Source organism: Anaerococcus sp. NML200574, assembly GCF_026131665.1.
Classification (GTDB): Bacteria; Bacillota; Clostridia; order Tissierellales; family Peptoniphilaceae; genus Anaerococcus; species Anaerococcus kampingae.
This window is the reverse complement of sequence record NZ_JAMXSM010000023.1, coordinates 1-16,090: the sequence shown is the minus strand read 5'-3', so window position 1 is coordinate 16,090 and position 16,090 is coordinate 1. Positions and strand designations below refer to the sequence as shown.

12 protein-coding genes are annotated in these 16,090 nt (G+C 36.9%); all 12 read right to left on the bottom strand.

The features are described 5' to 3' along the window. Nucleotides 1-3: 3 nt before the first annotated feature. On the bottom strand, nucleotides 4-1,038 hold the full coding sequence (locus tag NH286_RS08355; RefSeq protein ID WP_265238226.1) for a hypothetical protein: 1,035 nt from the start codon (nucleotides 1,036-1,038) through the stop codon (nucleotides 4-6). A gap of 139 nt (nucleotides 1,039-1,177) precedes the next feature. After that, entirely contained in the window at nucleotides 1,178-3,994 is a 2,817-nt protein-coding gene (gene uvrA, locus NH286_RS08350; RefSeq protein ID WP_265238224.1) for an excinuclease ABC subunit UvrA, read from the bottom strand. Nucleotides 3,995-4,986: 992 nt separating this feature from the next. Beyond that, nucleotides 4,987-6,945 carry an excinuclease ABC subunit UvrB gene (uvrB, locus tag NH286_RS08345; RefSeq protein ID WP_265238222.1) on the bottom strand — a complete coding sequence of 653 codons (1,959 nt, stop codon included), beginning with the start codon at nucleotides 6,943-6,945 and terminating at the stop codon, nucleotides 4,987-4,989. 136 nt (nucleotides 6,946-7,081) lie between these two features. Further along, complete coding sequence (locus NH286_RS08340) at nucleotides 7,082-8,944, bottom strand: heavy metal translocating P-type ATPase (RefSeq protein WP_265238220.1); 1,863 nt, start codon at nucleotides 8,942-8,944, stop codon at nucleotides 7,082-7,084. After that, nucleotides 8,945-9,169: a cation transporter gene (locus NH286_RS08335; protein WP_106461547.1), complete on the bottom strand. Its 225-nt coding sequence runs from the start codon at nucleotides 9,167-9,169 to the stop codon at nucleotides 8,945-8,947. Nucleotides 9,170-9,182: 13 nt separating this feature from the next. After that, nucleotides 9,183-9,521: an ArsR/SmtB family transcription factor gene (locus NH286_RS08330; RefSeq protein WP_106461546.1), complete on the bottom strand. Its 339-nt coding sequence runs from the start codon at nucleotides 9,519-9,521 to the stop codon at nucleotides 9,183-9,185. A gap of 176 nt (nucleotides 9,522-9,697) precedes the next feature. After that, nucleotides 9,698-11,005 (bottom strand): aspartate kinase, encoded by a 1,308-nt coding sequence (locus NH286_RS08325; RefSeq protein ID WP_265238218.1) that lies wholly within the window; start codon nucleotides 11,003-11,005, stop codon nucleotides 9,698-9,700. A gap of 401 nt (nucleotides 11,006-11,406) precedes the next feature. Continuing rightward, the gene (locus NH286_RS08320; protein ID WP_265238216.1) at nucleotides 11,407-12,249 is read right to left on the bottom strand and encodes an aldo/keto reductase; all 843 of its coding nucleotides are present in this window, start codon (nucleotides 12,247-12,249) and stop codon (nucleotides 11,407-11,409) included. A gap of 258 nt (nucleotides 12,250-12,507) precedes the next feature. After that, nucleotides 12,508-13,980, bottom strand: coding sequence for a glycoside hydrolase family 1 protein (locus NH286_RS08315; protein ID WP_265238214.1), 1,473 nt, complete (start codon nucleotides 13,978-13,980; stop codon nucleotides 12,508-12,510). Nucleotides 13,981-13,993: 13 nt separating this feature from the next. Beyond that, entirely contained in the window at nucleotides 13,994-15,289 is a 1,296-nt protein-coding gene (locus tag NH286_RS08310) for a PTS sugar transporter subunit IIC (protein ID WP_265238213.1), read from the bottom strand. 9 nt (nucleotides 15,290-15,298) lie between these two features. Then, the gene (locus NH286_RS08305; protein ID WP_265238211.1) at nucleotides 15,299-15,592 is read right to left on the bottom strand and encodes a PTS sugar transporter subunit IIB; all 294 of its coding nucleotides are present in this window, start codon (nucleotides 15,590-15,592) and stop codon (nucleotides 15,299-15,301) included. 14 nt (nucleotides 15,593-15,606) lie between these two features. Beyond that, complete coding sequence (locus tag NH286_RS08300) at nucleotides 15,607-15,909, bottom strand: PTS lactose/cellobiose transporter subunit IIA (protein ID WP_265238209.1); 303 nt, start codon at nucleotides 15,907-15,909, stop codon at nucleotides 15,607-15,609. Nucleotides 15,910-16,090: the final 181 nt, after the last annotated feature.

Here is a 16,090-nt window from a genome sequence, read left to right as displayed (position 1 = left end):
TTCCTATCCTTTTATTCCGTTAAGTTCGTTTAATTTTTTCTCTGCTTTTTCTATATCAGCCTTAGATTTTTTAAGCAGACTTTCTAGTTTGCCCTTTACTGGAGCTACTTGTTTTGGGGCCTTTGCTAGAAGAAATTCTGCAGAGCTTATAGCTATTTTGTTTCTCTTGATGGCTTCTTCTAGATTCTTTATTAAGCTTTCATAAGCACCACTTCTTTTATTGACCTTAACAAGGGCTTCTCTTGCTGTCTTTAGAGCTTCTGTTAGCTCTTTATATTCAGCTGCGGTTTTCTTGCTAGACTTATCTTCTACGCTCATTTCTGCAAGTCTTAGGGCTGAGATGAAGGCATCAAAGCTTGCCTTTGTGTATTTATCTGCTTCTGTTCTTAGGGCAGATGATGTTTTGATTTCAGCCTTTAGGGCATCTTTGTTAGCTATTGGTGCGTAGTCATTTGTAATCTTATTTCTTGCATCCTCTAAATTTTTAGTGAGGGTGTAAAGCTTTGATGATGAAATTTTTTCATTATCTGTGTTAAGAAGTAAGAAGCTTCTTGCCTCATTAAATGCATTGATGTAGGCTGTTTTTTCAGTGCTTTTTGCATTTTTGTAGGCATCAGAGTTCATGAAATTTGTATCATCTTTAACAAGTTTATCCAAATCTTCTGTAGATACTTTTTTGCCATCTAAATCTTTTATAGCTTGGTCTAGATAAGCCTTAGCATCCTTGATCTTTTCGTATTTGTCTACATCTGTGCTATAGGCTGGTAGAGTTTTTTCTAAATCTTCTGCGCTTTTAAGCCTATTATCAAAGTTTTGTTGGTAATAGGTACCTGCATTTAGGTATTGGTATTTATTCTTTAAAACTTTTGCATTCTCTATGCTTTTTCTTAGGTCTGCTAGAGTGTTAAAATAAATTGTACCCATATCTACACTTGTTGATGTAGTTGTTGTTGCGTGTGATTCTTTTATGCTAGGAACTATGGCAGCAGATGCTATCATAAGTGCTAGCATAGCTTTTTTTAAGTTATTTTTTTTCATAATATGCCTTTCTTTTTTCAAATTAAAGTCTTTGTTATAATATACCCTTTTTGAAAAATTTAAAAACATTATTGGCCTTTAGAGCCTAAAAACCACAGAAAAAAGCTTCTTAATTATTTCTAATCAAGAAGCCTTTATTTTATTTAAGAATTTTCTTTAGGTATTTACCTGTATAGGATTTTTTGACCTTGGATACTTCTTCTGGAGTGCCGGAGGCGACAATTTCTCCGCCTCCATCGCCTCCTTCTGGACCCAGGTCGATGATGTAGTCTGAAACCTTGATTACATCTAGGTTATGCTCGATTACTACTACTGTATTATTTTGATCTACAAGTCTATTTAAGACTTCTATTAGCTTGTGGACATCTGCTGTATGAAGACCTGTAGTTGGCTCATCTAGGATGTAGAGGGTCTGGCCTGTTGATACCTTGGCAAGCTCTGTTGCAAGCTTTACCCTCTGGGCCTCTCCTCCTGATAATTCGGTGGATGGTTGGCCGATTTTGATATAACCAAGGCCCACATCATAGAGGGTTTGGAGTTTCCTTACAATTGGTGGGTGGTTTTGGAAAAATTCTATGCCTTCCTCAACAGTCATATCTAGGACCTCTGAAATATCTTTGCCCTTGTATTTTACTTCAAGAGTTTCCCTGTTGTATCTTTTGCCGTGGCAAACCTCGCAAGGCACATAAACATCAGGAAGGAACATCATATCAACCTTGATTGTCCCATCTCCCTTACAAGCCTCGCACCTGCCGCCCTTGACATTGAAGGAAAATCTCCCTTTCTTAAATCCCTTCATCTTGGCCTGGTTGGTCATGGCAAAGACATCTCTAATGCTGTCAAAAAGCTTGGTGTAGGTGGCTGGGTTTGACCTTGGGGTCCTACCGATTGGTGACTGGTCAATGGCTATGACCTTGTCAATTTGGTCAAGGCCTATAACTTTCTTGTGGATACCTGCGTGGATTTTGGTCTTGTTAAGCTTTCTTGTTGCAACCTTATATAGGATTTGATTGACAAGAGAAGACTTACCAGAGCCGGATACACCTGTAACTGTGGTGAGGGTTGAAAGGGGGAATTTCACGTCAATATTTTTGAGGTTATTTTCCCCAGCCCCGATTATTTCTATAAACTTATCAGACTTACGCCTTTCTTTTGGTACAGGGATTTTCTTCCTACCAGCCAAATAATCTCCAGTTATAGAAGCCTTGTTTTTCATAATCTCATCAAGACAACCCTTAGCGACAATCTGGCCTCCGTGAATCCCAGCCCTTGGGCCGATGTCAACAATATAATCTGCTGCCCTCATGGTATCTTCGTCGTGTTCTACGATAATGAGGGTATTGCCTATATCAGTGAGGTTTCGTAGAGAAGTGATTAACTTGTCATTATCCCTTTGATGAAGACCTATAGATGGCTCATCAAGGACATAAGAAACCCCTACAAGGCCAGATCCTATCTGAGTTGCAAGTCTTATCCTCTGACTTTCACCACCAGAAAGAGTCGCCGCAGCCCTATTTAGGGTCAAGTAAGATAGACCTACATCGTCTAAAAACTTGAGCCTACCCTTAATTTCCTTGATAATAAGCTCGGCAATCTTTGCCTTCATCTCAGACAATTCCAAATTTTGGAAAAATTCTATAGATTTGGCTACAGAAAGGCGGGTAAGTTCTGAAATATTTAGGCCACCAACCTTAATAGCAAGAACTTCCGGCTTAAGCCTATCTCCGTGGCATACCCTGCATTCCTCTTCTCCCATGTATTCCCTAAATTTCTTCTTTTGGGCATCGGAATTGGTCCTTTGGTACCTATCCCAAAGGTTTTGGATGGCCCCTTCAAAAATCCCCACATAGCGTTTTTGGCCTGAAAAGTGAGAATCAAAAATAAAAGAAAGGTCATAGTCAGTTCCATAAAGGATATCGTGGATCATCCCCTCCGGAGCATCCTCAAGAGGGCTGTCATGGTCAAATTTATAATGGTCAGCAATTGCCCTTACTACTTGGTAATAGTAGGTACCCTTGCCAGAACCGGCATAAGGATCTATAGCCCCTTGATTGATAGAAAGGCTATAATCAGGGATAATAAGGTCCTTATCAATTTGCAAATGAAAACCAAGACCATTACACTCTGGGCACATGCCAATTGGTGCGTTAAATGAAAACATATTTGGAGTAATTTCTGGCAAAGACACATGGCCTTCAGGGCAGGCAAGCTTGGATGATAAGAGAATTTCTTCTTTTCCAATCACATCCACAATCACAAGTCCATCAGCAAGACCAATAATAGTTTCAAGCGAATCAGCAATCCTAGACTCAATTCCAGGCTTCATCTTAATCCTGTCGACAATTACTGAAATGTCATGCTTTTTATTCTTATCAAGGTCGATGTCATCTTCGATTTCATATCTTTCTCCATCGATCATGACTCTGACAAAGCCTTCTTTTCTAATATTTTCAAGAGCCTTCTTGTGCTGGCCCTTCTTGCCCCTAATCACAGGAGCTAAAAGCTGAATCCTAGAACCCTCTTCAATTTCCATAATCCTATCAACCATCTGGTCCACAGACTGGGCCACAATAGGCTTGCCACAAACTGGACAAAAAGCATCGCCAATTCTAGCATATAAAAGCCTATAATAGTCATAAATCTCAGTCACAGTAGCAACAGTAGACCTAGGGTTCCTATTAGTAGTCTTCTGATCTATAGAAATTGAAGGAGAGAGCCCCTCAATAGCATCAACATCCGGCTTATCAATCCCACCCAAAAACTGCCTAGCATAAGAAGACAAGCTCTCCACATAACGGCGCTGGCCCTCAGCATAGATAGTATCAAAGGCAAGAGTAGACTTCCCAGAACCTGACAAACCAGTAAAGACAATCATCTTGTCACGAGGCAAAGTCAGGTCAATGTTTTTGAGATTATTAGTCCTTGCTCCTTTAATAATAATGTTTTTTTCTGACATTAACATTCCTTTCTTTTTTTATCCTAGATAAATTATTTATTCTTTATTTCATTCTGAATTATTGTTATTATTTATTAATTTTATTTATTGTTTTGTCTCTTAATGAATTATTGTTATTTACTAATTCTCTTTGTAATTTTATCTTTTAATAAATAATTATTATTAACTATTGAATCTTCGTCTCAAGGGGGAGCCCCAAGGGACCTTCCGCATGGTCCCTCATCGGGCTCCCCCTTGCACCCCCTCCCCGTTACACCCCCAGGCGGCCCCTAAAGCGGGGAGCATGATTAGAAGATTGCCTAACGGCAATCCTCTCTTGGTAGACAGAACCCTTTGTATTAGCTATCCTAATACCAACTGATTTTGACATTCATTCGCCTAAAATCTGATAACTCGCTACGCTCAAACAATCAGATTTTTTAACGGCTCATTCATTTACAAAATCTCCCGGCTTTTGGAGAATTATTTTGTATTCTGAGAGAATATTGACGTCATAGTAGGTCTTAGGCTCGTTTGCCTTTGGCAAACATTGCTATTAGTTAGTCTAGATAAGAAAGAAGTAAGACTTACAGAATTAAAATCGTTAATTATTTTAAATCGAGGAAGCGTCAAAAAATTTTGTTGAGCGTAGCGAATCTAAATTTTTAGCTGACGAGATTTGAAATAATAGATTTTGGACCAGGATGAATAGCAGTCAGGTCTAACAAAGAAGATTGACATAGGCAATCTTCAGTTTGCCCTCTGCAAGAGTCGCTTGTGGGGTGTAACGAAGAGGGGGTGTAAGGGGGAGGGCGATGAGGACCCATGCGAAAGGGTCCTTGGCCCTCCCCCTTTGGCGAAGTCATCAGCTTGATGACAAACATTTATTATAAGACAAAATTACGAAGGATAATAGTAAATAATAATCTCATATTGTATAAGAAAAGAAGGGGTTCTAGGGGAAAATCCCCTAAAATATTCTAATCTTGGATTAGAAATATTCTTATCTTGGATTAGAAATTCTCTCTCATCTTTTTAATTTGGTCTCGTAATTTTGCTGCTCTTTCAAAATCAAGCTCTTCTGCAGCCTTGTACATTTCTGCTTCCATGTTTATTAGGATTGTTTCTATTTCTGCCCTGTTTATTTCTTGGATTTCTTCTACATCTTCTGCTTTTTTGGTTACTTGGATTATTTCGCCTATGTTTTTCCTGATGGTGGTTGGGGTAATATTATGTTTTTTGTTGAAGGCTTCTTGGATTTTTCTTCTACGCTCTGTTTCATCTATTGCCTTTTGCATGGATCCTGTGATGCGGTCGGCATACATTATTACCCTGCCTTCTGAGTTACGGGCGGCCCTTCCTATGGTTTGAATTAGGGAGGTTTCGCTTCTTAAAAAGCCTTCCTTGTCGGCATCTAGGATTGTTATTAGGGATACTTCTGGTATATCTAATCCCTCTCTTAGGAGGTTGATGCCTACTAAGACGTCAAATTCTCCCAACCTTAACTCTCTTATTATCTCGCTTCTTTCGATGGTCTTTATGTCTGAGTGGAGGTATTTGACCTTGATTTGCTTTTCTGTTAAATAGTCTGTGAGGTCTTCGGCCATTTTCTTGGTTAGGGTTGTGACAAGGACCCTGTCCCCCTTTTCAATTGTCTTGTAGACTTCATTTATAAGGTCATCTATTTGATTTTCTGTTGGTCTTATTTCTACAAGTGGGTCTAGTAGTCCTGTTGGCCTTATTATTTGCTCTACAATCTTGCCCCCTGTTTTTTCCATCTCATATGGGCCAGGAGTGGCTGAAACATAGATTGTTTGGTTGATTAGCTTTTCAAATTCTTCAAATTTAAGTGGCCTATTATCTAAGGCTGAAGGTAGCCTAAATCCGTAATCTACTAGGTTTTGCTTTCTGGACCTGTCCCCTGCATACATGCCTCCTACTTGAGGAATTGATACGTGGGACTCATCTACCATTAGGACGAAATCTTTTGGAAAATAGTCGATTAGTGTATAAGGCCTTGACCCCCTTGGCCTTTGAGATAGGTGGGCTGAATAATTTTCAATCCCTGAGCAAAATCCGATTTCCTTGAGCATTTCTATGTCATATCTGGTTCTTTGTTCAATTCTTTGGGCTTCTAAGAGTTTATTTTCGCTTTCAAATTCCTTGATTCTCTCTTCTAGCTCTTCTTCAATTGTAACTATTGCCCTTTCAGTCTTTTCGCTTGTGGTAGCGTAGTGGCTGGCAGGATATATATAGCCGTGGGAAAGCTTTGATAGGACCTTACCTGTTAAGGGATCAAATTCTGAAATCTGGTCGATTTCATCTCCAAAAAATTCAACCCTGATGGCCTTTTGGTCAAAACCTGCTGGGTAGATATCAAGGATATCGCCCCTTGCCCTAAAGGTCCCCCTGTCAAAGTCCACGTCATTTCTCACATATTGGACGTCAATAAGCTTTTTCATTACCCCTGCCGGGCTTATTTCTTGGCCAGGTCTTAGGGATACGACTAGCTTTTTGTAATCAATCGGATCTCCCAGACCATAAATACAGGAGACAGATGCCACAATTATAACATCTCTACGCTCAAAAAGAGCCATGGTCGCAGAGTGGCGCATCTTGTCAATCTCATCGTTGATGGATGAGTCCTTGGCAATGTAGGTATCAGTTGCAGCCACATAGGCCTCTGGCTGGTAATAATCATAATAGGAAACAAAATATTCTACAGCATTGTCTGGGAAAAACTCCTTAAACTCTGTAAAAAGCTGGTAGGCTAGGGTCTTGTTGTGGGCAAGAACAAGGGTAGGCCTTTGGACCTTTTCTATAATATTGGCCATGGTAAAGGTCTTACCGGAGCCTGTTACCCCTCTTAGGATCTGGTCCTTCTTGCCAGCAAGAATCCCATCAGAAAGCTCTTTAATAGCCTCCGGCTGGTCCCCACGTGGTTTGTACTCTGAATTAAGCTTAAATTTCATAACATCTCTCAATCTTTATAAAGGAAAAGACCTAAAAGGCCTTTAAATTTCATACATTTATACCCTTGTATTATACTAGGAAATAGGAAGTTTTCAATGATTGAAAGACTTAGGTCTGTGGTCAAAAAAAGAACCCCTAAAGGTTCTTTTTAAGTATCCTCATAGCCCAGAGGATGGCGGCAATTGACACTCCCACATCTCCGATTATGGCTAGCCACATTGAAGCATATCCAAATAGGCCCAGGATTAAGATTAAAATTTTAACTGTCATTATAAATACAATATTTTGCACAACTGTCAAATTGGTTATATTAGCTATCTTCATCAGCCTTTCAAGTTGGCTAAATTGTCCATTTGCTATAAGGATATCTGATGATTCTATGGCAAGATCTGATGCAGTTTCTCCCATTGAAATACCTATATCAGAATTTTTAAGAACTGGTGCATCATTTATACCATCACCAACAAAAACGACCTTGTGGCCAGCATCCTGGTAGGCCTTCATAATTTCAAGCTTATCTTTTGGCATAACCTCACCATGGTAAATATCAATATCAAGTTTGTCAGCCAAGTCTTTTACAGCAAAGACGCTATCTCCAGATACAACTCCAACTTCCTTAAACTGACCCTTAAGAAAGTTAATAGTCTCCTTAGCACCCTTCTTTATCTCATCTTCTACTATAATCTTTGCAGCAAGCTTACCATCTATGGCTAAAAATACAGCCCTATCGGTTACATCGCCCTCATAGGCTACATACCTTGCTGATCCAATTTTTATTTGTCTACCATCCTTAGTCCTAGCTTTAATTCCAAGGCCCTTTTCATTTTCAACATCTTCAAATAAATCAGGATTTTCTTCACGATTTAGAGAAGCAACTATGCCTTGGGCAAGAGGATGGGTAGACATCTTTTCTAGATTGTAAATAAAATCTAAAAGCTCATCCTTATTATCAACATCATAATAAACTATGTCCTTAACTACAAATTCTCCTGTAGTTAAGGTCCCTGTCTTATCAGTAAGAAGGATATCAGCCTCCTTCAAATCTTCAAAGTATTGGCTACCCTTAACCAAAATCCCCTCACGACTAGCAAGTCCCAGACCTGACATAAAGGAAAGTGGGACGGACAAGACAAGGGCACATGGACAAGATAATACAAGGAAGGTCGCAGCCCTAAAGAGATAATCAGACCATTCTCCACCCATAAAAAGCGGTGGAACAATGGCAACTAAGCCTGCAAGGGCGACTACAATTGGTGTGTAAATCCTGGCAAATCTTGTAATAAGCTTTTCGCTATCAGATTTTGCTGTGTGTGAATCCTCAATAAGTTCTATAATCTTGGCAGCTACAGAATCGTCAAATTCTTTCTCTGCCCTATATTTTATAATCCCATCTGTGACAATAGATGAGGAAATAATTTCGCTACCTGGCTCAATTTCAACAGGCATAGACTCACCTGTCACAGAAGAAGTATCAACCAGGGCCCTGCCCTCGATTACATAGCCATCGACACCGACCTTCTCACCATCACGAACCATGAGCACATCGCCCACTTCTACATCATCAAGGTCAATCTCTTCGATAGATCCATCCTCCAGAACCCTATTAGCAAGATCAGGCACTAGGTCTAGGAGGTCCTTGATATTTTCCTTAGAACGGTGGGTAGCAATCTCTTCAAATAGCTCTCCAAAGCCATAAAAAACCATAACGGCAATGGCCTCGATATAATCTCCTATGATAAAGGCTGTAAGGGTAGCGATGGTCATAAGAAAATTCTCATCCAAGGCCTGGCCCCTCTTAATTCCCTCAAAGGCAGCCTTTAAAACATCAGCAGCCGCTATTAAATATAAGAGAAGAAAAGCTAAAAGCACACCCCAATTAGGATGACCAATATCATTGTGCTTATGGCCTGTCGCAAAGGCAAGCCCAAAACTAGCAAGGCCAATAAGAATCAACTTATAAAGCTCTTTCTTATGGTCCTTAGTCATTGACTTAAACATCTATTTCTCCTTAATCACAGACCCTGGTTCAATCCTATCGGCAATCTCATTAGCCTCTTTAAGGAAAGCTTCAAGGTCTATATCATCAGCCAAATCAAGCTTAACCTTCTCAGTCAAAAAAGACACGCTAGCAGAATTAACCCCATCCATCTTAGAGATGGCCTCCTCAATCTTAGCTCCGCAATTAGCACAATCCAAACCTTCAATAATATATTTCTTCTTCATAAAATCCTCCTAATTATTCTTCACAAATTTCTTCGCACTCTGCACAATTCTTATCATCTTCACAAACATGGTCAAGGCCAGTCGCAATGATAATCTTGACATGGTCATCAGCCAAGCTATACATCATAGACTTGCCATCCCTCTCGGCCTTAACGAGATTATTCTCCTTAAGATTTCTAAGCTGGTGGCTAATAGCCGACTGGCTCATATCAAGACTTTCAGCAATATCCCCCACACTCACAGGCCCCTCAAAAAGCCTATACATAATCCTCATCCTGGTAGAGTCTGAGAAAATCTTGAACAAATCGGCCAAATCAGCCAAAATGTTATCCGAGATATTTTTAATATTCATATTAGTCACCTTTCATATGTTTGTTTGTTCATATGAATATTATAGCATATATAAAATAAAAGTCAATAGTAAGACAATAAAAAATCCCCCATCCAAGGCTAAAATGGTCTTAGTGGGGGTAGTTAAAATTTATTTAAAACTAATCAACTATATACGAAGACAAATTCTAAATTGTCTTACTTTTCTCCATAAAATTCGTCATAAATAGAGCGGATTGCCCTTTCAAAATCTTGAGTTTCTATGCCGATAATAATATTAAGCTCGCTAGAGCCCTGGCTAATCATCTTGATATTAACACCTTCTTTAGCAAGAGCAGTAAAAGTCCTGGCTGAAACACCCTTCTCATTAATCATGCCTCGGCCAACTACTGCAATAAGAGAAATATCCCTCTCCCAAGATAGGCTATCTATATCCAAATAGATTTGTAATTCTTCAAGGACCTTATTTAGCTTAGGGGTAATATAGGAATCTGCCACAAGAACAGAAACCGTATCAATACCCGAAGGCATATGCTCAATTGAAATATCGTTAGACTCAAAAACAGTGGTAAGCTTCCTAAAAAAGTCCTTCTCACTGTTCATATTTACCTTCTCTAGAGTAATAGAAGTAAAGTCCCTCTTGCCAGTAATACCTGTAAGAATATTTTTATTTTTGACATCACAGTTTGAAACAATAAGAGTTCCAGGCTTATCCGGTTTATTAGTATTTTTAATATTAATCGGAATATTTTTATCCCTAAGAGGGAAAATCGCCTCTTCATGAAGGACATTAGCCCCCATATAAGATAGCTCCCTAAGCTCCTTGTAGGTAATGGTACCAATAGGCTTTGGATTTTTGACAATCCTAGGATCAGCAACCAAAAATCCAGACACATCAGTAAAATTCTCATACATCTTACAATCAACAGCTGAAGCAATAACAGAGCCCGTCACATCAGACCCTCCACGAGAAAATGTCATAATCTCGCCATTTTCCTGACCATAAAATCCAGGGATAACAGCCCTATCATGCTTAGCCAAAATATCTTTAATATCAGCCTGGGACCTCTCCAAATCCAAAATCCCATCATTAAAAGTAATCAAATCCTTGGCATCCACAAAGTCATAACCAATAAAGGAAGCCAAAACCCTAGCACTCATATACTCCCCACGACTAACAACAAAATCATAAGAAGCCCCATTTGTAATCTCTTCCTTCACCTCAGCAAGAATAGCGTCAATATCAATATCAAGGCCCAGGTCATCGACAATATTTTTATAAATATCCTCAATAATCCTATAAACCTCATTAAAATTTAAATCATGGTCACTTAGCTGGTGACACATAGCCAATAGATCAGTGACCTTGTGGTTGTTATTGACACCCTTACCAGGCGCAGAAACAACAATATATTTGCGGTCACTGTCTGCAAAAATAATATCCTTAAGCTTCTTAAGCTGAGTAGAATCAGCCAAAGAACTTCCCCCAAATTTAACAACTTTCATCTTCTTCCCCTTAATATAAAAAATAATTTAATCAAAATTAAAATCATACATCCAAATAGTATGATAAAGCAATTAAAAAAATTATACATTTATAATTCCACTTGTCAATTATTAGATAACTTTGTTAAAGCGGTGAAAGGGTAGGTGTCTTAAAAATAGATAATAAAAAATTATATATCTTTTTCATCTATTAGAAATAACTTATACCTAGCTTAGTAACTCATATATAATCTTATCCAAAACCTAGAATAACTGACTACGCATATCTATTTAACAGAAAATTTATATCTTGTCATATTGTATCGCAAAAACAAATAATTATTAATAAACAAAATTGACACCCGACCTTAGCCGGATGCCATAATTTTAATGATTTAGTTATACTATTATATTTCTTATTTTTAACGACCTAGACTACAAAGAAATTCTACTGTTTCAGGATCATAATGTGAGAAGAACGCACTCTCGCTTTCGTCAAGTTCAGAAATTCGTTTCATATCCTCCTCAGAAAGCTTAAAGTCAAAGATATCGAAATTCTGCTCCATTCTTTCAATATGAGTTGACTTTGGGATAATAATAACATCAGACTGATTTAGAAGACGAAGTGCCACCTGTGCAGAACTCTTATTGTACTTTTTAGCGATTTCCAGAAGAACTGGGTTTGAAAAGTAATCTTTTCGGCCTTCCGCGAAAGGTCCCCAAGACATATGCTTTACACCGTATTTATCCATAATCTTGTGCGCTTCTTTTTGCTGCTGAAATACGTGAGTCTCCACCTGATTTACCATAGGCTTTATTTCAACAAAATTGCAGAGATCTATAAGTCTATCTGGATAGAAATTAGAAACTCCGATGGCACGCAATTTTCCGTCTTTATAGGCATCTTCCATAGCTCTATAAGTACCATAGTAATCATTAAATGGCTGATGAATAAGGAGTAGGTCTATATATGAGGTTTGAAGTTTCTTAAGTGATTGTTCAATAGAGGCCTTAGCTTTTTCATATCCAGCGTTGGAAATCCATACCTTTGTAACAATGAAAAGTTCCTCACGGGGAATACCACACTTATTAATGGCATTTCCCACGGCCTCCTCATTGTTGTATGCTTGTGCCGTATCTATTAGTCGATTACCGACTTTAATTGCGTCAAGAACGCAACGTTCGCAATCTTCAGGTGCAATCTGATACACGCCGTAACCAAGCATCGGCATCTTTACTCCATTAGCTAATGCTGTATGCTTCATAATAAAATCCTCCTTATGATTTTATGATCATTTATAAATAGCATTTATATTCTTTCTATACTGTCATTAATCCGAGTTCACACTATAAAAGAACATGTTTTGATCGAGTTATTAATCTTATTAATGATCTATAACACTATAATATTTATAACGATATGGGGGCTCTCGTTCAAAAATAGAACTTTTATTAGAATCAATATATTCTACCAATTATAATCATAATATACTTAGGTAGTATATTAGTTCATTTTTCATTAATCAATCTAAATCTTGACCATTTGATTCTATAACTTTTTTATACCACTCAAAAGATTTCTTTTTGTATCTCTTTAGTGTACCATTACCTTCATCATCTTTATCAACATATATGAATCCGTACCTTTTTGACATTTCTCCAGTACCTGCTGAAACAAGATCTATACAGCCCCATGAGGTATATCCAATTAAATTAACACCGTGATCAATAGCAATTTTCATTTCTTCAATATGACCTCTCATGTAGTCTATCCTATAATCATCATATATGGTATTATCTTCTAATTTATCATAGGCTCCTAAACCGTTCTCAACAACCATTATTGGTTTTTCATACCTATCATAAATAACTTCTAAGTAATACCTCAATCCTTTAGGATCATATGACCAGCCCCAATCTGAGTATTCAAGATACTCATTTCTAATACCTGCAGAGAAATTACCCGAAACCCTATCTTTATTCTCGTGAGTAGTTGCTACACTAGTTTGATAATAAGAGAATGTATACATATCTACACAACCTTCAGATAGGTCTTCAAAATCTTGTTTTTCGATATCAGGTTTAGCTTTCAACTCATCCCATATTCTTTTAGCATAAGTTCCATATTTACCTTTTACCATGACATCACCACAATAGAATGTCATTTTTTCCCAATTATATCGATTTAATAATATATCATTAGGATCTGGTGTTAGTGGATAAGATGCCATACCAGCTATCATACATCCCATCATATACTCAGGATGGTTTTTGTGAGCATATTTTACTGCTCTAGCTGAAGCAATAAATTCATTGTGCAAAGTTTGTAAAATCTTTTTGTTATACTTGGTTCCTAATTCCTTATATAAAGCTGTTATAGCAATAGGAATATTAATTTCATTAAATGTTAACCAATATTTTACAAGTCCTTCATATTCATCTAAAACTGTTTTAGTATATTTTTCAAACAAATCAATTGCCTTTCTGTTTGAAAATCCACCTAATTTTTCTTCTATAAATAAAGGAGTATCAAAATGATGTAGAGTTACTAGAGGTTCTATATTATATTTTTTTAGTTCTTCAAAGATCCCTCTATAAAAATCTAAACCTTCTTGATTTGGTGCTTCTTCAATACCATTTGGAAATATTCTCGCCCAAGAAATTGACATCCTGAACATCTTAAAGCCCATTTCTGCTAATAAAGCAATATCTTCTTTATATCTATGATAAAAATCAATACCTTCTTGGTTAGGATAATAATATCCTTCAACTTCGCCTATTTTAGCTCCTTCAGGTAATTCTTCAAAGCCGAAAGAATAATCTAATTCTCCTGTAGATCCATCTTTATTTATATAAGTAACTTTTCTTCTCTTTTCTACTGAACCAGCAGTTAAGAAATCATGTAATATTTCACCTTTTCCACCTTCTTTATAACCACCTTCAGCTTGGTTTGCAGCTATAGCTCCACCCCAAAAAAAGTTTTTATCAAAGCTCATCTATAAATCCTTTCTATGCGTTTTCTAATTCTTTTGCTTCTTGTTCTTTTTTAATTAATTGTTTTTCATACATCTTGAAAAATGGATAATATATAATTGTTGCAGGTATTATCATTAAATAATCCCATATAGCATTTTTTATATTTAGTGTACTTAAATAACCACCAAATCCCATAGGTAGTAATGACATAATTAATATCCAGCCTGGCATTAAAAATCCAATTTTGTAGGCAATATAGGTTAAAGTCATTATTACAGGAACTGAAAGTACATATGGGATACATAAGATTGGGTTATACATTATTGGCATACCAAATGTGAGAGGCTCATTAATGCCGAACCATCCAGGTAGTAGTGATATTCTACTTAAAGCTTTTATTTGTTCTGATTTAGAATTCCAGCCTAATAGTGCTATAGGCAATGTATTTCCTGTACCACCGACCATGGCAACTGTTCCAGACAACATAACTGGTGCGAAAATCGGAGCTTGGCCTGCAGCAACTAACTCACCATTTTTTATAATTGCTTGCATTATAGGTGGCATTAAAATTGTAAATATAATAATAGTTCCATGGATACCAAAACACCAGAGCAAGGCTGCAAAAGTCATAAGTAATAACATTCCTGGGAATGAATTTATAGCTTGTAAAGGAGCTCCTATCAAAGCTAAGAAACCAGATGGAATATTATATTGACCATTTGATAAAACTAAAACTCCGTGATTTACTAGTAAAAACACTGCTACACTTATCAATAAAGGTATTATAGCTGAGAAACCATCTTGTAAAAATTGAGGAACGATGTCTGACATTTTTATTCTTATATCGTATTTGTAACATAATCTTTCTATATTTACAACTAAGTACACTACTAAAAATCCAACAAACATACCAGTTCCACCAAGATAAGTCTTATCAACAGCCGAAACATTTTCTCCTACCATAACTATAGGGGCTGCTATAACAAAAAATATAACTAACGAGTTAATTGAACTTATCACAGGTGATTTAATCCCTAAGCTCTTTGCATAGTTATATGATACCGTTATCACTACCCATACGGATAAAAAGTTTGTTGTAAATTGATAAGGTAAATCTAAATATCTTGCAATAGTGCTATCAGCTTCAAACAATTTTAATAAAGATGGACCAAATACGGCTGTAATAATTTGACAAATAGCTCCAACCATTATTGCACCCATCAAAGACATCATTCCTGCTTGTAGAGATGATAAAAACTTATTTTGTCCTAAAGATTGTCCAAACTTCTCTAACGATTTTAATATTTTATTATTTTCAAAGCCGCTCATTTCTTACTCCTACTTATACATTTTTTCCACTTGTTTGAAAATATTTTCACAGTTTCCCATTGCGTAATCCATACCATTTATCATTTCTGTAGGAAGTCCTGTCTTCTCTTTTACTTCATCTAATTTATATCTAACTTGAGGTCCCATTAGGATAACATCAAAATCTTTTGCATTTTCTTCATATGCAGATACACCTACTGCCTTTATATTGAGATCAACACCTTTTTCTGCCCAAAATTTTTCCATCTTCTTCATTAAAATACTTGTAGACATTCCACCTGCACACACTAATAATATATTCATTATTACTCCTCCTCTTATTTCATATTTTCTTTAATTAAATAAATGAACTCTTCCGCTAAATCCTTTACAGTTTGAGCGTTCATTAAATGATCCTGCGCATGAACCATTAATAAACTAACTGCGGTACTTTCACCATTAATTTCATCCTGTATCATTTTCGTTTGAATTTCATGAGCTTTAAGAAATTCTGAATTAGTTTCTTTTAATAGCGAATCAACTTTTTCAAAATTACCTTTTTTTGCTTCTTGAATAGCTTCCATAGCAAAAGAACGGGCATTTCCAGAATGCACAATTAGTTCCATTATTATTTCTTCCATAGTTACCTCCTCGTATATTATAGTTGTAGTAATAAATACTACATTTTGTTCTCAATCCCACTTTCTTATGGGATAATAATTGTATAGATAGAGGTCGTAGTTAACCTCCTTGAAGCTAGTCTTCCTAAATTAGGGTTACGCCTCTTCTTTACGTCTTTATCAGTATGAGCTGGATAGCGCA

Coding starts and splice junctions, on each gene's coding strand:
- NH286_RS08355 (WP_265238226.1), bottom strand. CDS start 1,038: ATGAAAAAAAATAACTTAAAAAAAGCTATGCTAGCACTTATGATAGCA.
- uvrA (WP_265238224.1), bottom strand. CDS start 3,994: ATGTCAGAAAAAAACATTATTATTAAAGGAGCAAGGACTAATAATCTC.
- uvrB (WP_265238222.1), bottom strand. CDS start 6,945: ATGAAATTTAAGCTTAATTCAGAGTACAAACCACGTGGGGACCAGCCG.
- NH286_RS08340 (WP_265238220.1), bottom strand. CDS start 8,944: ATGTTTAAGTCAATGACTAAGGACCATAAGAAAGAGCTTTATAAGTTG.
- NH286_RS08335 (WP_106461547.1), bottom strand. CDS start 9,169: ATGAAGAAGAAATATATTATTGAAGGTTTGGATTGTGCTAATTGCGGA.
- NH286_RS08330 (WP_106461546.1), bottom strand. CDS start 9,521: ATGAATATTAAAAATATCTCGGATAACATTTTGGCTGATTTGGCCGAT.
- NH286_RS08325 (WP_265238218.1), bottom strand. CDS start 11,005: ATGAAAGTTGTTAAATTTGGGGGAAGTTCTTTGGCTGATTCTACTCAG.
- NH286_RS08320 (WP_265238216.1), bottom strand. CDS start 12,249: ATGAAGCATACAGCATTAGCTAATGGAGTAAAGATGCCGATGCTTGGT.
- NH286_RS08315 (WP_265238214.1), bottom strand. CDS start 13,980: ATGAGCTTTGATAAAAACTTTTTTTGGGGTGGAGCTATAGCTGCAAAC.
- NH286_RS08310 (WP_265238213.1), bottom strand. CDS start 15,289: ATGAGCGGCTTTGAAAATAATAAAATATTAAAATCGTTAGAGAAGTTT.
- NH286_RS08305 (WP_265238211.1), bottom strand. CDS start 15,592: ATGAATATATTATTAGTGTGTGCAGGTGGAATGTCTACAAGTATTTTA.
- NH286_RS08300 (WP_265238209.1), bottom strand. CDS start 15,909: ATGGAAGAAATAATAATGGAACTAATTGTGCATTCTGGAAATGCCCGT.